Genomic DNA, 19,966 nt, shown 5'->3' with positions numbered 1-19,966 from the left:
CAAGATCCACCGGCCATACTCATTGATGGCCCTCAAGCAGGAGATCTCACCATGCTGAGCTGGGACGAATTCGACAAAGAAGACGGCGAAGTCGCCGCCAAAGGCAACACCGCCGCACAGGCCGCTGCCACCACCACCCTGGACAAGCTCGACAGCGCCGGCGGTGCCGCCGCCCTGGAAGCCCGCGCCGCCACCGCCGCCGACTCCGACGCGGTCAAACGCGCCAAGGCTGCCCTGGACGCCCTGGACATCGCCGAAGGCCTGGCCGAGCTGGAAGGCTCCTCGGCCCGCGTCGCCGTTGACGAAAAGCGCATGATCAACTGCCGCGCCGACCTCAACCAGCTGGTCCCGTTCAAGTACGACTGGGCCTGGCAGAAGTACCTCGACGGCTGCGCCAACCACTGGATGCCGCAAGAGGTCAACATGACCGCCGACATCGCCCTGTGGAAGAGCATGGACGGCCTGACCGAAGACGAGCGCCGCATCGTGATGCGCAACCTCGGCTTCTTCTCCACCGCCGACTCCCTGGTTGCCAACAACCTGGCCCTGGCCGTGTACCGCCTGATCACCAACCCCGAGTGCCGCCAGTACATCCTGCGCCAGGCCTTCGAAGAGGCGATCCACACCCACGCCTACCAGTACTGCATCGAGTCGCTGGGCATGGATGAAGGCGAGATCTTCAACATGTACCACGAGATCCCATCGGTCGCGAAGAAAGCCGCCTGGGGCCTGAAGTACACCCGCGCCATCTCGGACCCGGAGTTCAACACCGGCACCGTCGAAACCGACAAAGAGCTGCTGCGCAACCTGATCGCCTACTACTGCGTACTGGAAGGCATCTTCTTCTACTGCGGCTTCACCCAGATCCTGTCGATGGGCCGCCGCAACAAGATGACCGGCGTCGCCGAGCAGTTCCAGTACATCCTGCGCGACGAGTCCATGCACCTGAACTTCGGCATCGACGTGATCAACCAGATCAAGATCGAGAACCCGCACCTGTGGGATGCCGCGATGAAGGAAGAGGCTACCCAGATGATTCTGCAGGGTACCCAGCTGGAGATCGAATACGCCCGTGACACCATGCCACGCGGCGTGCTGGGCATGAACGCGGCGATGATGGAGGATTACCTCAAGTTCATTGCCAACCGTCGACTGACCCAGATTGGTCTGAAGGAAGAGTATCCGGGGACTACCAACCCCTTCCCTTGGATGAGCGAGATCATGGACTTGAAGAAAGAGAAGAACTTCTTTGAGACTCGGGTTATCGAGTACCAGACAGGTGGTGCTCTGAGCTGGGATTGATCGTCCAGCTTTCCAGAAAGGCTGCCCTTGGGCAGCCTTTTTTATTTCTCGAGCCTCAAAATCAAGAAACCTCCTACATAGGTATCTCTACTTAACCAGAGAAAACCACGGTAGTTTGTTTGAGCGCTAAGAACGCTCACATGGCGGAATTCCGTTCCCGTTAGAAACGGCTCTCCCTGACTTGGATAGCCCATCATGACTCACTACTCCTCCACCCTCTTCACCCGCCACAACCGCCCCCTCCACACTCTCTGGCTCGAATCCCAAGCCTGGTTCTGCGCCCACGAACTCGGTCGGATGACCGGGCGCTTCTTCGACGAACACTGCATCCGCAAGCTCGACCCGGACCAGCATCGCACCGTGCAGCTGCTGCGCTACGGCCAGTACGGCGAAACCACCATGGTCAGCGAGTCCGGGGCCTATACCCTCCTCGCCCATCATCACATTCCGGAAAACCGCCACCTGCGCCACTGGCTGACCCATGAGGTGGTGGCGGTGCTGCGCGATGGGCAGGACTCGGCGCTGGAAGACCTGCCGCGCCTGGGCAGGATGTGCTGGCCGGGTGGGCATACGGCGAGCCTGTTGTATTGGCAGAGTGAGCCTTGGGTACGGATGCGGGATATGCCGTTGGTGATGGCGGCGGAGTTGCCCGTGGTGGTGCCCGAGCGGCGCAAGCTGAGCTGGAAGGAATGTGCGCAGCGGGCATTGAGGTTACATGGGGTTGGCGATTGAACCCTGCGATGCACTGAAAGGGCTGCCATGCAGCCCTGTTCAACCCTGCCCTGACTTCTTCCGGATGCGCTGGCGCTTGGCACCGAGCTCGTAGCGAGCAATGTCGGCTATGCACTCCACCCTCGGCAAAAACAGCGCCTCAAGCTCTTTTCTTCGGCCTAGAACCATCGCCACTCGGATCAGGTTCTCAAAACCGACATTACGTCCCGTTTCAAGGTTGGACACAGTATTGGTGCCGACGCCAGCCCGAGCAGCCACTTCCGCTTGCGACATCTGTTGAGCGAGCCGCTCGGTGCGCAAGCGCTCGCACAGCGCCCTCATGAGTTCACTGGGTTTGGTAAGACTTAAATCCAAATTCATGTGTGTTATCTGAATAGATGGCAGTTAAGGCACAAAATATTGGATTAAGTATTCCTCTGCCAGGAAGGGATTCATCTTTCTGAATGGTCTGACAGCACCGTAAGACTCGGGCAGATTTCGAATGGGAATTTCTGATGCCTGGGCATGGGAGCGGCTGTGCGCCACAGGGACCTACACCCCGAAGCCGGTGCCCCCCTTCCACTCCCACGCCCTCATCTGCTCACTATGGACTTAGTGAGCAACATCCAACGACATCCGGTACTCGATCACCCCCGGCTTCTCGGCAATCCAATCATACAACCGCTGCGCAGTCTTGTTGGTCTCCTGGGTATGCCAGTACAACCGGTCGCACCGGTGCTGCCGGGCCTGGTCCTGGACGAACTCGATCAGCCGCTTACCGATCATCCTCCCCCGCGCCCTTGGCGACACGAACAGGTCTTCCAGGTAACAGAAATCATTGCGGCCCCAGGTCGAGCGGTGGAATACGTAGTGAACGAAGCCGAAGATTTGCCCGCCGTCCGTGGCCACGGCGCAGTGCATGGGCTCGGCCGGGTCGAAGAAGCGCGCCCAGGTACGCTCGGTGATGGCCGGGCCCAGCTCCACTTGGTAGAAGGCCTGGTATTGCGCCCAGTAGTCGGACCATGGCTGCAGGTCGGTTTGCTTCACTTCGCGTACGAAAACGGGCAGTTGGGTGGTGGTCATTCTTCAAACCCCTTTTGGACAACACAGCTGAATGAGTGAGGGGGCCGGCCTGTCCGCAGCGCTTGCCTTCCTTGGTGATTGCTTGCGGACCTGGGTTTTATAGCGGATAAATGGCTGGTTTTTACCTGCCAATTATTCGGTAGTTACCAGACCATTTTCAGGGACGCGATCCGGCCCAGGATAGGCAGGCACCTTTCATATCCACGCGCCAAGGACCAGGCCAATGTTCAAACACGCCCAGCTGGAATCGGTAAAAGCCTGGCTAACGGATCCCGCCCATGGGGCACTGGTGCGGCATGTGCGCATCCAGCGGGCCATCCGCCAGTTGATCCTCGAGGGTGCCCTGCCGGTCGGCAAGCCGCTGCCGGCGTCGCGGTCGCTGGCAAGTTCCCTGGGCGTCTCGCGGGATACCGTGGAGTCGGCCTACAGCCAGTTGCACGCCGAGGGCTTTATCGAGCGGCGCGTGGGCAGCGGCAGCTTCGTGTCGCAACGGGCCCGCTGCCTGCCGTCGCGCAAGCGCCAGCGGCCGGCACAAAGCGAGGCCACGGTGCAGTTGAGCCGCCGAGGTGAAGCGCTATTGCACAGCGGTGGCGTTCACAACTTCCAATCACCCCGCCCCTTCGCCCCGGGCGTGGCAGAAACCCGGCGTTTCCCCCTGGCCGTCTGGGAGAAGCTGGAGCGGCAGGTGTACAAGGAATACGGCACTCGCGCCCTGGAACACAGCGAGCCACAGGGCATGTTCGCCTTGCGCAGTGCAATCGCCGACTACCTCAACCTCGAACGCGGCGCGCAGGCATCCGCCGACCGCATCCTGATCCTCACCAGCTCGCAGCAGGCCCTGGGCCTGTGCGCTCAGGTACTCATGGACGCAGGCGACCGGGTGCTGGTCGAGGACCCGCTGTACCAAGGCACCCGCAAGGCCATCAGCGCCGCCGGGCTGCAAGGCGTGCCGGTGCCGGTGGACGCGCACGGCCTGCAGGTGGACGGCATGGCCCAGCTAGCGCCGGATGCCCGGGCGCTGTTCCTCACGCCCTCGCACCAATACCCGACCGGCGCCACCCTGTCGCTGGACCGGCGCCTGCTGGCCATCGAATGGGCCCGCCAGCAACGGGCGTGGATCATCGAGGACGACTACGACAGCGAGTTCCACTATGCCGGCCGCCCCACCGCCTGTGTGCAGGGCTTGGATTCGCATGCGCGCACGCTGTACATCGGCACCTTCACCAAGTCGCTGGGCGCCGGGCTGCGCATCGGCTACCTGCTGCTGCCGCCCCAGCTCGTCGCGCCAATGACCGCTGCGCGAACGCTGCAGGATGGCCACAACGCATCCATCGCCCAGCTGACCCTGGCCAGGTTCATGGAGGACGGACACTTCAACGCCCATGTACGGGTCATGCGCAGCCTCTATGCCGAGCGGCGCGACGTGCTGGCAGATCTGGTGCAGCGGCACCTGGGGGCGTTCCTGCGCCCGCAAGTGCCGGTAGGTGGGCTGCAGATGCCCTGCCACTTCATTCAAAACTTGGCGGAAGACGCAGTGGTCAGGGCGGCACGCGGAGCGGGAATCGATCTGTTGGGGCTGGGCAGCTTGTACGCGGTGCCGAGGAACGATGCCGGCTTGCTGATGGGGTTTGCGGCACTGACGCCCGCTGAGATGAGGGAGGCGGTGCTGAAACTGGAGAAGGTGCTGGCAGGTCTGGCCAGATAACCACGCTGCGTGCATGTGGCATGTAACCAGAATGCTCGATCCACCTAATGCCTCGGATTGCAGGCATTAACGGCCAATATCGCACTCAGTGCCCAGAAATCCAGGCATTGGCGTTAGAGGAGGTGCAAACAGGTGGCTCCATCGCCACAAGCCCTGGGGTTGTATTGAAAAACCCCCACCCCCTGTATCTGTCGCTGCCTAGTCCTTCGTTCCACCATCCCTTCCGCACTCCCCCGGATGGCTAAAGGAACCCGCATCATGGCTGCCCTGCTGCTGCAAATGTCCCCCATAGGCCTGGTGATCGCCCTGATCCTGCTGCTGCGCCGCCCGCCCGTACAGGCCGCGCTGGCCGGCGTGGCCGGTGTCTTGCTGCTGTGGGGCCTGGGCGCCGCGCAGCCGCTGTCGACGGCGGTGTCCGGCGCGATCCTGCAAGACACGCTGATCCTGTTCCTCAGTACCGCCTGTGTGATCGTCCCGGGCCTGGCCTTCGTCATCCTGGTCGAGCGGGCCGGCGCGCCGCAGGCAATCGGCGCCTGGGTGCGCGAGCTGGGCTGGACGCCGCCGATGCAGGTGATCTTCATCGTGCTGGGCCTGGCGCCGCTGCTGGAGGCGATGACCGGGTTCGGCGTATCGCTGATCGCTACCGTGCCGTTGTTGATGGGGCTGTTCTCGCGCCAGGTCGGCATGAAGATGGCGCTGGCCGGCATGGTGGTGATGCCTTGGGGCACGCTTGGGCTGGCGACGGTGATCGGCGCGTTGCTGGCGCATGTACCGGCGCAGGAGCTGGGCAGCCATTCGGCGTTGGTGAGCGCTCCTGTGTTCCTCTGCCTGGCCGCCGTGGCGTTGGGCCTGGCGGGTGTTCGCAGTGTACGGGCATGGCTCGGGCTGGGATCGATCTCGCTGCTGTTCAGCACAGTGCTGTATGCGGTCAACCGCTGGATCGGGCCGGAGGCCTCGGGTGTGCTGGCCGGGCTTGCAGTGGCCGCGGTCGGCCTGGGTATCTCCTGGGCGCGGCGCGGGGCACTGGTGCGCTGGCCGCAGGCGGCATGGCCTTACCTGGCGCTGTTGGCGGTGATTATCGCGTCGCGGGCGTTGTTCCTGTTGTCGGGCTGGGACGGGATGTGGGTGGTGCACGGCGCCAATGTGTCGTGGAAGCCGCTGGCGTCGCCGGGGCTGGCCTTGCTGCTGGTGGTGCTGATGATGGTTGGCCGCCAGGGCGCGGGCTTCCCGTGGCAGGCGCTGGCCACTCGGGCGCGGTTCCCGGTGGCGACGATCTTCCTGTTCCTGCTGCTGTCCCAGGTGATGGTAAAGGCCGGCTTCCTGGTCGAGGCACAGCGGGCGTTGCAGGCGCTGTCCGGGGTGTCGCTGGCCTCGACGGTGTCGCTGCTGGCGGGGTTGGCTGGCTATGTCACCGGCTCCAATGTCGGCGGCAACACCCTGGTGATGCCCTCCATCGCGGCGCTTTCCACGGTCCACGGCCCGTGGCTGGCGGCGATGGTCAACAGCGCCGCCGGGCATGGCGCGCTGGGCTCGCTGTCGATCCTGTCGCTGATCATCGGTCTGGCCGGGGCCAACCGCGAGGAAGAGCACGGGCTGATCCGCTTCGGCTTTGCCCTGGTGCTGCTGAACATCGTCATCGTGGCTGCAACCGGCGTGGTTTTGCTCTACCTTTCGGGTGCCTCCGCCTGACTCGAGAAAAAAGGCCCCATGGACCGGAACCCCAAGCCCGACAAACGCTGGCACACCGTCAACACCTGGCTGCTGCGCCAGATCGACAGCGGCGAATGGCCCACCGGCACGCAGCTGCCCTCGGTGCGCGAACTGGCGCGGCTGTTCGACAGCAGCCTGGCCACGGTGCAACGGGCACTCGCTGAGCTGGAAGCCAATGCCTATGTGCAGGCCACTCCCCGGGTGGGGTACTTCGTCGCCAAGGGCGCGGCCCAGGTGCAGGGCTTTGACCTCGCCAGTGTCAGCGTCAACGTCAACCACGCGGTGGTCGCCATGCTCGCCCAGGCGGCCGGCAACGGAGGGCTGTCGTTGAGCTCGGCGGTGCTGCACGACGAACTCACGCCCCAGGTGCTGCTGAACAAATGCCTGATGGCCCTGGCCAGCAAGGCCGATCAGCCGCTGGCCGGCTTGATCGCCCCACCTGGCCTGGCCTCGCTGCGCCGACGTATCGCCGGGCTGATGCTGCAGCGCGGCGTGGCCTGCGGCCCGGATGAAATCCTGGTGACCTCGGGCGACACCGTGGCCCTGGAGCTTGCACTGGAAGCGGTGGCCCAGCCGGGCGCCACGGTGGCCATCGAGACCCCCACCTACTACGGCATCCTGCAGACCATCGAACGCCTGGGGATGCGCGCCCTGCCCATGCGTACCCACGCAGGCAGCGGCATGGACCTGGAGCACCTGGCATGGGCGCTGAAACGCAAGAAGGTCGATGTGATCTTCCTCAACCCGACGCTGCAGAACCCTCGCGGCTTCATCATGCCCGACGCCGCGCGGGCCGAGCTTTCGCGCCTGGCCCAGGCGGCGGATGTGCCAATCATCGAGGACGACATCTTCTTCGACCTGGTGGACGAGCCGCAGCGCCCGAAGGCGATCAAGCACTACGACACGACCGGGCAGACGATCTACTGCTCGTCGTTCTCCAAGACCGTGGCACCGGGCTACCGGGTGGGATGGTGCGTGGCCGGGCGTTATCGGGACGCGATCCTGGCCCAGCTGTTCTCGCGCAACCTGGCGGTGTCGAGCCTGGCCCAGCGGGTGCTGGACGAGTTCATCGGGCGCGGGTACATGGAGGCGCATTGCGCGAAGCTGCGCGGGCGGCTGACGGCGCAGGCCGAGGTGATGGAGATGCTGGTGCGCTCGGATTTTCCACCGGGGACGCGGTATGTGGCGCCTGATGGAGGATTCATCCACTGGCTCGAATTGCCGGAAGGGACGGATATGGCGGCGCTGCGAGGCCTTACCGCCGAGCAGGGATGCAAAGTGGGCGACAGCGGGATGTTCTTTGCCGATGGGGAATGTGGCACGGGGTTGCGGGTGTGCCTTGGGCGGGTGATTACGCCGGAGGTGATGGGCGGCTTGAGGGTACTGGCGGCGTGTGCGCGACAGGCGCAGGTGCCTTGCCTGAGCTGAGCCGACAGGCCACTCGCTCAGCTCAGGTGCGCATGGCTGCGCAGATGCTCGGCCAGCATGTCGATGAAGGTACGCACCTTGGTCGAGCCGTACTTGCTCTCGCGATGCAGGATATGGATCGGCCAGGGCGCCTCCTCGTACTCGGCCAGGATCACCTGCAAGCGCCCGGCCGCGACCTCATCCGCCACCTGGTACGAGAGCAGCCGGGCAATCCCCAGCCCGGCACTGGCCGCAGCGATGGCGGCGTCGTTGCTGGTCACGGTCAGGCGCGGCTTCATGCGGATCAGCGTCGGGTCGTCGATGGCGCCGAAACGCCAGTCGGTGCGAGGTGACAGCGTCCCGGCGGCAATGACCTCGTGCTTCTGCAACTCCGAGGGATGCCGCGGCGTGCCATGGCGCTCCAGGTACTCGGGCGAGGCGCACAGCAGCCGGCGCATCTTGCCCACCCGCAGCGCCTTCAGGCCCGAGTCGGGCAACTGGCCGATGCGCACGGCCACGTCCATGCCCTCCTCCACCAGGTTCACCACGCGGTCGAGGAAGAACGCCGAGACGTCCACCTCGGGGTACTGCTGCAGGTAGCGCACGATGCAGGGCATGACGAACTTCTTGCCGAACAGGATCGGCGCGGTCACCGCCAGGTCGCCCTTGGGCGAGGCATTGATGCCGGCGGCGGCTTCGTTGGCTTCGATAATGCTGGCGAGGATATGCCGGGTGTCTTCCAGATAGCGCCCGCCGGCCTCGGTCAGGCGCACGCTGCGAGTGGTGCGCAGCAGCAGCTTGACCCCGAGCTGCTCCTCCAGGGCGCTGACGGCGCGGGTTACCGCCGCTGGCGAGATGGCCAGGCGGCGGGCGGCGGCGGCGAAGCTTTCCAGCTCGCCGACGGCCACGAACACTTTCATCAGGTGGATCTGGTCCATGCCGCGCCCCACGCGTTGTCGTGGGGCGATTATCCCTGTGCGCACGCTAGAGCTCCAGCACCACGGCTTGCACACCGTCCTCGGCCTGGGCCGGAACCGCGCAGCAGATCAGCACGCTGCCGGCTTCGGGCAGCTCGGCGGGTGGGTTCGGGTAGTGGACCTGGCCGCTGACCAGCTTGGTCTTGCAGGTGCCACAAGAGCCACCGCGGCAACTGAAGTCCGGCGACAGGCCGCGGCTCTCCGCCAGTTCCAGCAAAGTACCGCCACCAGGCGCCCAACGCGCTTCCTTGGCTGAGCTGGCGAAGTACACCGGCACCGGCTCGCTGGCGGGCGGCGGTTGTTGCAGAGTGGGCTGGTTGTCGTCGGTATGGCGGCGCAGGGTCGAAGGGCCGAAGGCTTCGGCATGGATGCGGGCGTCGGGTACATGCACCGTGCGCAGCCCCTCGTAAAGGTCCTGGGTGAAGCTGGCCGGGCCACACAGGTAGAAGTCGTAGTCGTCCAATGGCAGCGTGGCCTTGATCTGTTCGATGCCCAGGCGGCTGGCGAACGCATAGTCGCGGCCCTGCACGGCTTGGGATTCGGGCAGGCTCAGGGCGCGGTGAATGCTCAGCAGGCCACCGGCGTGTTGCTGGAGTTCAGCAAGCTCGTGCTGGAAGGGCAGGTCGGCCAGCGTACGGCTACCGTGGAACAGGTAGATGCGCCGCCCCAGCCCCAAGGCCAATTGTTCGCGCAGCATGGCGATCAACGGGGTGATGCCGACGCCCGCACCGACCAGCACAAGGGGGCGGTCGCTGGTGTGATCGAGGGTGAAGCTGCCCATGGGTAGGCGCACCTGCAAAGGGTCGCCCACCTTCAGTTGCTGGTGCAGGTAGTGTGAGGCAGGCCCCTGCGCCTTGACGCTGATGCGCAGGTGGCCATCGGACGGCGCGCTGGACAGGCTGTAGGTGCGGATCAGCGGGGCCTCTCCATCAACTTGAAGGCGCACGGGAATATGCTGGCCGGGCGCGAAGGCCACCGGCGTACCCTCCTCGGGTTGCAGGTAGAACGAACGAATATCGCGGCTTTCCTGCTCGACACGCAGCACGCGCCAGGTCAGCCATTGGCGCTGGCGCTCACGCTGTTGCAGGCGCTCTTGGGCTTCACTCCAGGTACCGGTCATCAGGCTGGTGGGCGCGTACTCCTGGAAGGCCCAGCGCAACGACACCGCAGCCGGGCGGACCACCACCTGCTCGATGTCCAGGGTCCAGATCCGCTCGGCCCCCTCGAAAGCGCTGATCAGCGGGCTGTCGAGAACCACCTCGGTTCGCCCTGAAACCTGCAGCACATCGCCGGTGGTGAAGTCGACGAACAACAGACCTGCAACCGGGTTGACCAGCAAGTTGCCGAGGGTGTTGAAATGCAGGTTGCCGGCATAGTCCGGAATGGTCAGGCGATTGCCTTCGACCCTGACGAAACCGGGGCGGCCACCGCGGTGGGACACGTCCACGGCACGCTGGCCGTTTTCCTGCTCGACGTAGCTGGCGACAAAGAACGTGTCGGCGTTTTCGATCATCGCGCGGGACGCGGCATCGAGTGTCGATGAATCCCGACGCGCCTGCGGCGGTTCATCGACGCGGGTGTATTCGCGCAGCTGGATGTACTGGGGGCAGTTGCCGAACGACTGCTCGACCACCACCTCCAGCTGACCGTTGCCTGCCCGACGGATCAGGCCATTGAGCCGGTTGCGTCGCCGGGTATGCAGCTCGATCCCCAGCAAGCCAATGGCACCGCCATCCACCAGGCCCGGCGTGGCCGGGTCATCAGCGGCAGGCGCGGTGCCGATCAGCAGTTGCCGGGGATCGGGCGAGCTGACGAAGCCTTCCGGGCCTTCGAGCAGCGTCGCCCAAGGGGTGCCAGCGGCATCCACGGCAGCGGCCACCAGGAACGGCAACTGGTGATAGAAAGCCCGGTGCTGGTCGGGCATGAAGTCGCGGATGACCTTCTGGCCGAACACCTCCATGCGCTCTGCAACACCGACTTGCTCCTGCAGCCGTTTTTCACCTGCATGCCAGGGCGATCGCATGGCGGCATTCCTCTGGGTTCAGAGCGTGGTCTGTAAACCGATGACGGTGCGTGGCATCGGCACGAAGCCCGGCAGCGCCTCGATCCGGGCCAGCCAGGCGCGCACATTGGCGTACGGCTCCAGCGACACGTTGCCCTCGGGGGCGTGGGCGATGTACGAGTAGTTGGCGATATCGGCGATGGTCGCCTGGTCACCAACCAGGAACGGGCCCTCGGCCAGTTCGGCGTCGATCACCTTGAGCAGGGTGTGGGCGCGGCCAATCACTTCGTCGGTGTTGAACGAGGCGCCGAATACAGTCACCAGGCGTGCGGCGGCCGGGCCGAAGGCCAACGGGCCTGCCGCCACCGACAACCAGCGCTGCACGCGGGCGGCGCCGACCGGATCCTCGGGCAACCAGCGCTCGCCGCCATACGCCTTGGCCAGATAGACGAGGATGGCGTTGGAGTCGGCGATGACGATGCCGTTGTCATCGATCACCGGCACCTGGCCGAAGGGGTTGATGGCGAGGAACTCGGGCTGCTTGTGTTCACCCTTGGCCAGGTCGACGAATACCAGCTCGGTAGGCAGTTCGAGCAGTGACAGCATCAGCTCGATACGGTGGGCGTGGCCGGACTTGGGGAAGTTGTAGAGCTTGATCGGGCTTGGCATGTGCGGGGCTCCAGGTCAGCGCCGGGAGTGGCGCTGCTGGAGGACATGCTGCACTGGATCGACCGGCAGCAGAATCAGTGCTGGGTGCAATCCAGTATTTCGGCAAGTGGAATAATCACAATTGCGGGACACGTCGGGTCGCCGCATCGCCGCTCCCACGCGCCCGCGGTTACGATCTCAATGCCGGTGCTGTTTCTGGTACTGGTACAACCCCCGCGCCGCCTCGACCACCAGCGGTACACAGGCCTGGCGCTCATCGAAGCTCATCGAGTCGAGCAGCTCGAAGTTGTCTTCCAGCCCATGCAGCGAAATGGCCTTGAGCAGACGATCCTGCTCTGGCGGCAGGTCGCTCCACTCGGCCACTTGTGTGCCGCGCATGTAGCCGAAGCACCACTCCTCGAGAATGATCGCCGGGCCCTCTTCACTCTCGCCCTCTTCGAACATCGGCTCGAAGTCCTCGAGGTCGGTGGCCAACTCTTCGGCCACCTGGCTGGCATAACGCAGCATCAGCGCGGTATACGCTTCTTCATGGGCAGGCTTCTTGAACTTGGGCACCTTGCCACCGGCGACAGAAGGCAGCCACTGCTCAGGGTTGACCTTGCTGGGGGAGCTGGCCAGAGCAGTGAAGAAACCGTTGAGCTCGGCGAGGTTGAGTACCGAATAATCGTTGCCGTAGGTGATCAGCAGGTCTTCGAGGCGGTCGAGTTCTTTTTCGCTGAGCGCGGGGAGCATGGGTGGGTGTCCTGGGTAAATGTGCGTGCACCGTAGCATAGGCAACGCCTGCCCGCTCCCTTCATGAGAGCGGGCATCGGGCTATTGCTGCAGCCACTGCGCCAGCTCGGCCTGCCGCCCGCTACCGGCCAGCAGCCACAACAAGAGCCGACATTTGCGCGGGCAAAGCCAGCCAGCCATGTGCAGGCCGCGGGCCTGCAGGTCGATCTCGCCGCCGACGAATCCGTAGGTTCCCCGGGCTGTCGAACCACTGCCGGTGCGGGTGGCGATAATCACTGGCATGCTGTCTGCGACGTCCTTCAAAGCCTCGGCCCAGGCTTCGGAGACATGGCCTGCGCCAAAGCCGGCAACCACCAGCCCTGAATAGCCCATGGCACCAAAGGCTCGCAGCAGACGCGTATCGGCATCAAGGCACGCCTCCAGTAGCACGACCTGATGATCGACCTGCGTCGGCAGGGGCAACACCCAGCGTGGCGCGGCAGCCTGACGATAGATGGGACAGCCCTCCTCCACTTCCCCTATCGCCCCTGCGCCGGGCGATTCGAAGGCCGCCATTGCCAGGCTGGCAGTCTTGCGCACCCGAGCAGCCAAGTGGATTTGGTCGTTGATCACCACCAGTACGCCACGCCCCCGGCTGCCATCGGCTATCGCAACCTGCACTGCCGCCAGCAGGTTCGCCGGACCATCTGCGCCCGGCTGGCAGGCCGAGCGCATGGCGCCGGTCATGATCAGCGGGGTGTCATGGGGCCAGAGCAGATCGAGGAAATACGCGGTCTCCTCCAGCGTATCGGTGCCCTGGGTAAGTACCACGGCCTGGGCTCCCGCTTGCACTTGTGCGTTTGCCCAGGCCAGCGCATCCAGCATGTCGGTGAATGCCAGGGAGGCGCTCGGCACCAGGCACAACGTGGCGGTGCTGATTTGCGCCAGTGTCTGCAACTGCGGCAGCGTGCTCAGCAGAGCGGCACAGTCGAGCCGGGGTGTCACACCCTGCCCCGGCGCCGCGGATTGCATGCTGACCGTACCGCCCAGGCTGCCGATAGAAACGCGTGGTGCTGTCATGGGTTACCTCCCGCAAGCAGGCCAACCAGGGGCACGATACCCAGGGTACTGATGGCCATGGACAGGACGTTGCCGATATAGCCGTGCATGTAGCCTGGCAGTCGCCGGCTGATGGCCACGGCAAGCGGTGGCGCGATCAGCGCGCCGAGCACTGCGCTGGCGACGACCACCTGCCAGCTGCCACCCAGAGTCAGCACGGCGGCGGGCACGATCGAAACGATGGGAATATAGGTCGGATACCAGCCCCGCTCTTTCCATTGCCGTCGCCAAAACAGCACACCGACCAGCGATGCCAACCCCTGCCCGGCCACCATCTGCAACACCAGTTGCGAACCGTAGGCTGGTGCCGACGGGGCCAATACATAAGCCAGCAATACGCCAAGCAGCAAACCCAGGCTGGCCAGTTCATTGCCAAAGAACGGCGCCTCGCTGAAATCGGCCAGTACCCGACGCAGGGTCCAGACCAGGCCATAGTCCGGCTGGCTCGCCGTCGCTGCGACCTCTGGGCGCTGCCCATCGCGAACCAGCGCCGGAAACCGCTTGCACAACAGGAACGCCAGCACACTGGCCAGGGCCATGCCACTGACATTGCCGATCACCACCGGCAACTGCAGCGGGTAGCACAGGTAGTTGACCAGCAGCAGGCTGGCCGGCGTCACCAGCACGGCACCGAGCAGCGCGCCATTGATCACGACGCGCCAACCACCACCGAACAGCAGGACCATGGCCGCCGGCAGCGAAACGAAAGCTACGAAAGTCGGCTGCCAGGCACCACCGTCCAGCGTCCAGCCCCACAACGCATGGCTGAGCAGCAAGCCGAGCAGCGAGCTGATGATCAGCCAGGGCCACAGCCCTGTGCCGTAGCAGATGGCAAAACCTTGCCAGCGATGGCCCCGCTGCTGGGCCCAGTGCGCGAGGCTTGCCCCCAGCAGCAACCCCAGTGCCGGCAACTCGTGCTTGTAGAAGGCGACCTCGCTGATATCGCCGACTATCCAGCGCAGCCTACTCAGCGGCTGGTCGAGGGTTGCGACGAGCTGCGCATAATCAGGCCCTCCACCCAACATCAGGCTGGCAACGCACAGTAGCGCGAAGCCCAGGAGTATCAGCAACGACGACCGTTGTCGCGGTAAAGCAAGACGCTGTTCCATGACGCCTCCTCAACATGGCATCGGCGCATGCAGCCGATACCCCAAGGTGGTGTCGTAGAGGTCGGTACGCCTGTCACGCGGCAGGTCGTTCAGGCTGTTCCATATCGGCGCCGAGCGGGCGGTACTGAGGTCGACGTCGGCATATAGGATGCACTCCTCCTCGGCACTGGCCACCTCGCCTATGGGCCAGCCGTTGGTGCCGGCAATCAGCGAACAACCCAGGAAGCGCCCGCCCCGCTCGCGACCAATGCGATTGGCGGCGGCGATATAGACATTGTTGACGTGGGCCGCGGTCATCGTCAGGTACGAGGCCATGCAGCGTCCGGCTTCGTCGAACAGCGGCGGCGGTGTCCAGACCCAGTTGTTCAGGCTGCAGATGATGTCGGCGCCCTGCGCCGACATGAGCCGTGGCACCTCCGGGAACCAGATGTCCCAGCAGATCAGCAGGCCGATGCGGCCGATGGGCGTTTCGAAAACCGGGAAGCCCAGGTCTCCAGGGGTGAACCAGAGCTTTTCCTGGTTCCACAGATGCGCCTTGCGGTAATGCCCGAGCAGCCCGTGCGGGCCGAACAGCACGGCGCTGTCGAAGAGCTTGAGGCCGTCACGCTCGGCGAAGCCTGCAGCCAGATACACCTGCTGCTCACGGGCGAACTCCGCCCAGGCATCAAGGCTTCGCCCACCATCCAGCGACTCGGCGTGAGCATAGGCCTCGGCGCGAGAGTTGAAGGTATAGCCGGTGTTGGCCAGCTCTGGCAGTACGATCAGGTTCGCCCCTTCACACGCGGCGCGGCGGGCCAGGGCCAGGCCACGGCTCAGGTTGCCATCGCAATGGTCGAGGCCGACCTGCGGGTCGTACTGGATGACGGCAATGCGCACGGGGCTGACGGGAATAGTGTGTTCCTGCATGGCGGCTTCCTGTTCTGGTTGTTGTGGAAGGCCGCCAGTAGAACGGGCATGGCAGATGGAACGACAGTCAGCAGGATCCTCTGGAACTGGGGGAGATTGCGAAAAAACGTGGAGGAGCACTCCTACAAAATTGTTTCAGAGCGTCTGTCGAGGCACCTGATAATGCGGATAGTGCTCAAGGCTGAAGCCACCCTTGAAGTGAGCACCCGTGTTGTTGCAGAGGTTGATCACGGTGTCGATGGCGGTGCGCAGACACGGTTCGGTCCAGCCGGCATCGACAGAGAAGGACTCACCGGCGAGGTAAAGCCCTGAATGGGCGCTCAGGTCACGGTTGTATTTCATCAGGCTAACCGCGTCGTAGTAGGCACCTGCCCGGTACAATTTCGCACAGCCGAGTGCATTCCTGTCTGTCATCCATCTTTGTATGCGGGTGTTTCCAATGTCGATATGCGGCGAGATGGGCTCACCAATGTTGGTACAACGCAACAGAATCCGATCGAGTTCCGCCACGCATTTTTCCACCAGCTCGGTGTCTGAATACGCCGCCAGCTTGGTGGCATCGTCCTCCCAGGTGTAGCTGAGCAGGATGCAATCGCGGCTGTGCTGATCGTTGTAACGGTAGGCATAGACATCGTGCACAAAGCTGTCGGTGACCAGGATCTGCGGTAGATGCGGATGCTGATCGAGAAAGCTTTTACGCAGCGGCGCATAAACCTTGCAGCTGGTCTCCCAATGGGCGTGCTTCCAGGCCTCGACAATGGCCGGTGGCAGCATGCTCCGGGAGAACCCGCCCAGACGCATGCCTGTTTCGATCAGCCAGGACGGCGTGGTAAGCACTACGCTGTCGAATACGTCACTCATCGGTTGAGCCTTGGCGTCATCGCTGTGCCGCCAACGGTAGTCGACTCGGATGCGGCCATCGGCCAGTTTATGCAGGCCATGGACAGTGCTGTCCGTCAGCAAGCCATCCTTACGCGCCACGCATCGGCTGTACAAAGACTCGCCCAAGCCAGCGATGTCCATGAACAGCAGGGCCTCATCCAACGCGGCGATCCCCAGGTAGGCAGGCGCCTGGAAATGCAGGCCTCTGCTGTCGGGCACGGTCTCGGCATCCTGATACGGCGCTGCAAGCACTCGCCCCCTTTCATCTACACGCCCATGCACAAGCTGCAGGTGGCTGCTGAACCCGAAAATGGCGGTGCGCAGCGGATAGAGGCAGCACACGTCGTAGAAGGCGCCCCAGCTGCCATCACCGATGCCAATTGCGTAGAAGATCGCCGACTCTTCACGGTCCATCCCAAGACCGCCGAAATCGCCTGGATTGGCAGGGTCCCAAGCCTCCTGGATCGGCAGCAATACGAGATCCCGGAATGACAGCCTGTGATATCGCTCGACGATTGCCGACCACATCGCCAGCCAACCTTCTGTGCCGTAAATGGCGGCCACCTGTTCAGCAAAGCGCTCGGCAAAGCGTCGCCACTTGCCATGAATCTTCTGCAGTACTGCAGTAGGTGGCGGGGTGTGACCTTCGGAATTCTTCCAGATCAGCAACTTCGGATCGCACTCCCCTTCCAGCTGGCCTTCACGCAGGTAGATACCCGTCGCATTGACCCACTGCGTGCCAGGGTTGGGGAAGTTGGAAAGCCGCAGGTCGAACAGGTCTGCGTAGTAAGCCATCAATGAACGTCCGGCTTTGGGCGGCTCGCCGCTTCGGTTGAAGAACGGCATGCGCATCGCGCCCATCTCGAAGGGGGCGGTGTGTGCTGGTGACTTGTCAGCCGGGGTCGAAACGGTGAGATGACGTCCCCCGATACGCCGGGCCTGCTCGATCAGGGTGATATGGGTGAAACCACAGCGCAGCAGTTCACGTGCGACGCTAAGGCCGGTGACGCCAGCACCGACAATGCAGATGCGATGTGCAGGACGAGCAGCCTGGGCAATGCCACCTTGTTGTTCAACAAGACGTCGGTAGTCAAAACACAGGTCAGGCGGGTTCGGGAAGCGCGCGGCCCATGGCAGCACTGGAGTATGCGGCTCGACGGCCAGGTGGGCGGGATGGTTGTGCGTTGAACCGATGGTCATGGTTTCGGGTTCTCAGGGTAGGTGGAGCCTGAGCATGCCGAGAGCCGGGAGATGGTGAGTGGTAGATGGGTATCGCGGTGCTGAGTGCGTCGTTGCCAGAACAGACGCAATCACGGGGCAATCCCGCACCCACGTTGTTCTTGCACAACGTGGGAGCAGGATTGCCCCGCGATGAGGGTGCTACGGTTTAGACCGCCAGCGCGCGCTCACGCAGCTCGCTGTTGAGGATGCGGTCGTTCTCGCTGTAGTCGACCGGGCAGTCGATCACGTGCACGCCCGGGGTCTTGATGCAGTGTTCGAGCAGCGGCAGGAAGCCTTCGGCGCTCTCCACGCGGTGGCCATTGGCACCGTAGGCTTCGGCGTATTTGACGAAGTCCGGGTTGCCGTAGTCCAGGCCGAAATCGGTGAAGCCCATGTTGGCCTGCTTCCAGCGGATCATGCCGTAGCCGTCGTCACGCAGGATGACCACGGTGATGTGCATCCCTAAGCGAACTGCCGTTTCCAGCTCCTGGCTGTTCATCATGAAGCCGCCGTCGCCGCAGACCGAGATCACCGGGCGATCCGGGTAGACCAGGTGCGATGCCATGGCCGATGGCAGGCCGGCGCCCATGGTCGCCAGGGCGTTGTCCAGCAGCACGGTGTTGGGTTTGTGCGCCTTGTAGTTGCGGGCGAACCAGATCTTGTAGATGCCGTTGTCCAGGGCGACGATGCCTTCGGACGGCAGGGCGCGGCGGATGTCGGCAACCATGCGCTGCGGGTAGACCGGGAAGCGGTTGTCGTCAGCGCCTTCGGCGATCTGCGCTTCGTTGGCTTCGCGGATGGCCATCAGGCGGGTGAAGTCCCAGTGGCTGGTGTCGGTCAGCGCTTCGCTGATCTGCCACACGGCGTTGGCGATGTCGCCGATCACTTCCACCTGCGGGAAGTACACGGCATCCACCTCGGCCGAACGGAAGCTGACGTGGATCACTTCGGTACCGCCACGGACCATGAAGAACGGTGGCTTCTCGATCACGTCGTGGCCGATGTTGACGATCAGGTCGGCGGCTTCAACCGCACGATGTACAAAATCGCCGGAGGACAGCGCGGCGTTGCCCAGGAAGCGCGGGTGGCGCTCGTCGACCACACCTTTACCCATCTGGGTGGTGATGAACGGGATGCCGGTCTTGTCGATCAGTTGCTTGAGGACCTTGGCAGTCATCTTGCGGTTGGCGCCGGCGCCGATCACCAGGATCGGGTTACGGGCGTTCTTCAGCTTCTCGACGGCGGCTTCGATGGCCACGTGCTCGGCCAGCGGGCGACGGTGCAGGCTGCGCGGGATCGGCAGGGCATCGGTCTGCTCGGCGGCGATGTCTTCCGGCAGTTCCAGGTGCACGGCGCCCGGCTTCTCTTCTTCAGCCAGGCGGAAGGCTTCACGCATGCGCGCAGGGATGTTGTCGGCCGAAGCGAACTGGTGGGTGTACTTGGTGATGGGGTCCATCATGCCGCACACGTCGATGATCTGGAAGCGGCCCTGCTTGGACTTCTTGATCGGCTTCTGGCCGGTGATCATCATCATCGGCATGCCGCCCAGGTAGGCGTAGGCGCTGGCGGTCACCAGGTTGGTCGCGCCAGGGCCGAGGGTCGACAGGCTGACGCCGGTCTTGCCGGTCAGGCGGCCATAGGTGGCGGCCATGAAGCCCGCGGACTGTTCGTGGCGGGTCAGTACCAGCTTGATCTTCGACTTGCGCAGGGACTCGAGCAGGTCGAGGTTTTCCTCACCAGGAATGCCGAACACATACTCGACACCTTCGTTTTCCAGGCATTGCACAACGACATCGGCGGCCTTGGCCATCTTGCTTCTAACCTCAAGTAATAGGACGGTGAAAGTCCAGAAATGCGCAGCACGGTACGCTGGCATCGCTCGGTCCGGGTGCCAGGATTGCCCCGAACCTAAGCCTTGACGCAGGGTAGGTGCGGGGAAGTCACTTAATGTGACGGCAATATTGTCGCACCTGTGACGAGGCGGTGTGAGGTAGCCGACGAGCAAAGGATATTTGCGGTGAACGCAGGGATGTCTGCGATGAAGCCAATCAGCCGTAGAGAGCGCCGCTGACGCAGCGCATCGCCGGCAAGCCAGCCCCACAGACTTTTCCGGGCACAAAGACAAAACCCCTACCTGCTCGCGCAGATAGGGGTTTTGCGAAATGAATCTTGACGATGACCTACTCTCACATGGGGAAACCCCACACTACCATCGGCGATGCATCGTTTCACTGCTGAGTTCGGGATGGGATCAGGTGGTTCCAATGCTCTATGGTCGTCAAGAAATTCGGTTGCCAGTACGTCTTTGCAGACATGCCAGCCAATTCGGATATGTGATCTTGTGATTCGTCGCGAACTTTCGGTTCGTTTCGTCTTCACCACCGCAATCTGCGTGAGCAAATTGCTTGGGTGTTATATGGTCAAGCCTCACGGGCAATTAGTATTGGTTAGC

General features: G+C 63.6%; 16 protein-coding genes and 1 rRNA gene. 5 read left to right on the top strand and 12 right to left on the bottom strand.

Annotated features, from left to right (window positions below; translation table 11 throughout):
- Positions 1-51: 51 nt before the first annotated feature.
- The gene (locus BMY03_RS17610; protein WP_038706634.1) at positions 52-1,302 is read left to right on the top strand and encodes a ribonucleotide-diphosphate reductase subunit beta; all 1,251 of its coding nucleotides are present in this window, start codon (positions 52-54) and stop codon (positions 1,300-1,302) included.
- Between the two features lie 195 nt (positions 1,303-1,497).
- Positions 1,498-2,034 (top strand): BRO-N domain-containing protein, encoded by a 537-nt coding sequence (locus BMY03_RS17605; protein WP_094011796.1) that lies wholly within the window; start codon positions 1,498-1,500, stop codon positions 2,032-2,034.
- 39 nt (positions 2,035-2,073) lie between these two features.
- Here the strand turns inward: BMY03_RS17605 and BMY03_RS17600 are convergent, their stop codons facing one another.
- Together BMY03_RS17600 and BMY03_RS17595 are read right to left on the bottom strand one after the other, a co-directional pair.
- On the bottom strand, positions 2,074-2,394 hold the full coding sequence (locus tag BMY03_RS17600) for a helix-turn-helix domain-containing protein (protein ID WP_094011795.1): 321 nt from the start codon (positions 2,392-2,394) through the stop codon (positions 2,074-2,076).
- Positions 2,395-2,625: 231 nt separating this feature from the next.
- Complete coding sequence (locus BMY03_RS17595; protein ID WP_094011794.1) at positions 2,626-3,096, bottom strand: GNAT family N-acetyltransferase; 471 nt, start codon at positions 3,094-3,096, stop codon at positions 2,626-2,628.
- A gap of 223 nt (positions 3,097-3,319) precedes the next feature.
- Here BMY03_RS17595 and pdxR point away from each other — a divergent pair, with 223 nt between their 5' ends.
- From pdxR to BMY03_RS17580, 3 genes are all read left to right on the top strand, one after another.
- Complete coding sequence (pdxR, locus tag BMY03_RS17590; protein WP_094011793.1) at positions 3,320-4,801, top strand: MocR-like pyridoxine biosynthesis transcription factor PdxR; 1,482 nt, start codon at positions 3,320-3,322, stop codon at positions 4,799-4,801.
- 258 nt (positions 4,802-5,059) lie between these two features.
- Positions 5,060-6,490 (top strand): L-lactate permease, encoded by a 1,431-nt coding sequence (locus tag BMY03_RS17585; protein WP_094011792.1) that lies wholly within the window; start codon positions 5,060-5,062, stop codon positions 6,488-6,490.
- 18 nt (positions 6,491-6,508) lie between these two features.
- Positions 6,509-7,939, top strand: coding sequence for an aminotransferase-like domain-containing protein (locus tag BMY03_RS17580; RefSeq protein ID WP_094011791.1), 1,431 nt, complete (start codon positions 6,509-6,511; stop codon positions 7,937-7,939).
- 17 nt (positions 7,940-7,956) lie between these two features.
- Here the strand turns inward: BMY03_RS17580 and BMY03_RS17575 are convergent, their stop codons facing one another.
- The 10 genes from BMY03_RS17575 to rrf all read right to left on the bottom strand — a co-directional run bounded on the left by BMY03_RS17575 (position 7,957) and on the right by rrf (position 19,797).
- Positions 7,957-8,856: a LysR family transcriptional regulator gene (locus BMY03_RS17575; RefSeq protein WP_094011790.1), complete on the bottom strand. Its 900-nt coding sequence runs from the start codon at positions 8,854-8,856 to the stop codon at positions 7,957-7,959.
- Positions 8,857-8,902: 46 nt separating this feature from the next.
- The gene (locus BMY03_RS17570; protein ID WP_094011789.1) at positions 8,903-10,918 is read right to left on the bottom strand and encodes a 2Fe-2S iron-sulfur cluster-binding protein; all 2,016 of its coding nucleotides are present in this window, start codon (positions 10,916-10,918) and stop codon (positions 8,903-8,905) included.
- An 18-nt stretch (positions 10,919-10,936) separates the two neighbouring features.
- Positions 10,937-11,566, bottom strand: coding sequence for a glutathione S-transferase family protein (locus BMY03_RS17565; protein WP_094011788.1), 630 nt, complete (start codon positions 11,564-11,566; stop codon positions 10,937-10,939).
- A gap of 177 nt (positions 11,567-11,743) precedes the next feature.
- Entirely contained in the window at positions 11,744-12,298 is a 555-nt protein-coding gene (locus tag BMY03_RS17560) for a UPF0149 family protein (protein ID WP_094011787.1), read from the bottom strand.
- A gap of 81 nt (positions 12,299-12,379) precedes the next feature.
- Positions 12,380-13,357, bottom strand: a complete 978-nt coding sequence (locus tag BMY03_RS17555) for an asparaginase (RefSeq protein ID WP_094011786.1) — start codon at positions 13,355-13,357, stop codon at positions 12,380-12,382.
- A complete protein-coding gene (locus BMY03_RS17550) occupies positions 13,354-14,421 on the bottom strand; it encodes a hypothetical protein (RefSeq protein WP_371041602.1) in 1,068 nt (355 codons plus the stop codon). The genes BMY03_RS17555 and BMY03_RS17550 overlap by 4 nt, the downstream gene beginning before the upstream one ends.
- A 93-nt stretch (positions 14,422-14,514) precedes the next feature.
- Positions 14,515-15,411, bottom strand: a complete 897-nt coding sequence (locus tag BMY03_RS17545) for a nitrilase family protein (protein ID WP_094011784.1) — start codon at positions 15,409-15,411, stop codon at positions 14,515-14,517.
- 135 nt (positions 15,412-15,546) lie between these two features.
- Positions 15,547-17,493 (bottom strand): flavin monoamine oxidase family protein, encoded by a 1,947-nt coding sequence (locus tag BMY03_RS17540; protein ID WP_094011783.1) that lies wholly within the window; start codon positions 17,491-17,493, stop codon positions 15,547-15,549.
- 187 nt (positions 17,494-17,680) lie between these two features.
- Positions 17,681-19,324, bottom strand: a complete 1,644-nt coding sequence (locus BMY03_RS17535; RefSeq protein ID WP_094011782.1) for an acetolactate synthase large subunit — start codon at positions 19,322-19,324, stop codon at positions 17,681-17,683.
- 357 nt (positions 19,325-19,681) lie between these two features.
- Positions 19,682-19,797, bottom strand: a 5S ribosomal RNA gene (rrf, locus tag BMY03_RS17530).
- Positions 19,798-19,966 lie beyond the last annotated feature (169 nt).

It is taken from the genome of Pseudomonas soli, from assembly GCF_900110655.1.
In the GTDB taxonomy this organism is placed as follows: Bacteria; Pseudomonadota; Gammaproteobacteria; order Pseudomonadales; family Pseudomonadaceae; genus Aquipseudomonas; species Aquipseudomonas soli.
Note: the sequence above shows the minus strand (reverse complement) of the source record. Positions and strands in the feature narration are given on the sequence as shown.

Bases quoted from the DNA above. Each gene is read 5' to 3' on its own strand.
- BMY03_RS17570 (WP_094011789.1), bottom strand. From the start codon at position 10,918: ATGCGATCGCCCTGGCATGCAGGTGAAAAACGGCTGCAGGAGCAAGTC.
- BMY03_RS17545 (WP_094011784.1), bottom strand. From the start codon at position 15,411: ATGCAGGAACACACTATTCCCGTCAGCCCCGTGCGCATTGCCGTCATC.
- BMY03_RS17605 (WP_094011796.1), top strand. From the start codon at position 1,498: ATGACTCACTACTCCTCCACCCTCTTCACCCGCCACAACCGCCCCCTC.
- BMY03_RS17610 (WP_038706634.1), top strand. From the start codon at position 52: ATGCTGAGCTGGGACGAATTCGACAAAGAAGACGGCGAAGTCGCCGCC.
- pdxR (WP_094011793.1), top strand. From the start codon at position 3,320: ATGTTCAAACACGCCCAGCTGGAATCGGTAAAAGCCTGGCTAACGGAT.
- BMY03_RS17565 (WP_094011788.1), bottom strand. From the start codon at position 11,566: ATGCCAAGCCCGATCAAGCTCTACAACTTCCCCAAGTCCGGCCACGCC.
- BMY03_RS17560 (WP_094011787.1), bottom strand. From the start codon at position 12,298: ATGCTCCCCGCGCTCAGCGAAAAAGAACTCGACCGCCTCGAAGACCTG.
- BMY03_RS17575 (WP_094011790.1), bottom strand. From the start codon at position 8,856: ATGGACCAGATCCACCTGATGAAAGTGTTCGTGGCCGTCGGCGAGCTG.
- BMY03_RS17600 (WP_094011795.1), bottom strand. From the start codon at position 2,394: ATGAATTTGGATTTAAGTCTTACCAAACCCAGTGAACTCATGAGGGCG.
- BMY03_RS17580 (WP_094011791.1), top strand. From the start codon at position 6,509: ATGGACCGGAACCCCAAGCCCGACAAACGCTGGCACACCGTCAACACC.
- BMY03_RS17585 (WP_094011792.1), top strand. From the start codon at position 5,060: ATGGCTGCCCTGCTGCTGCAAATGTCCCCCATAGGCCTGGTGATCGCC.
- BMY03_RS17540 (WP_094011783.1), bottom strand. From the start codon at position 17,493: ATGACCATCGGTTCAACGCACAACCATCCCGCCCACCTGGCCGTCGAG.
- BMY03_RS17535 (WP_094011782.1), bottom strand. From the start codon at position 19,324: ATGGCCAAGGCCGCCGATGTCGTTGTGCAATGCCTGGAAAACGAAGGT.
- BMY03_RS17550 (WP_371041602.1), bottom strand. From the start codon at position 14,421: ATGTTGGGTGGAGGGCCTGATTATGCGCAGCTCGTCGCAACCCTCGAC.
- BMY03_RS17555 (WP_094011786.1), bottom strand. From the start codon at position 13,357: ATGACAGCACCACGCGTTTCTATCGGCAGCCTGGGCGGTACGGTCAGC.
- BMY03_RS17595 (WP_094011794.1), bottom strand. From the start codon at position 3,096: ATGACCACCACCCAACTGCCCGTTTTCGTACGCGAAGTGAAGCAAACC.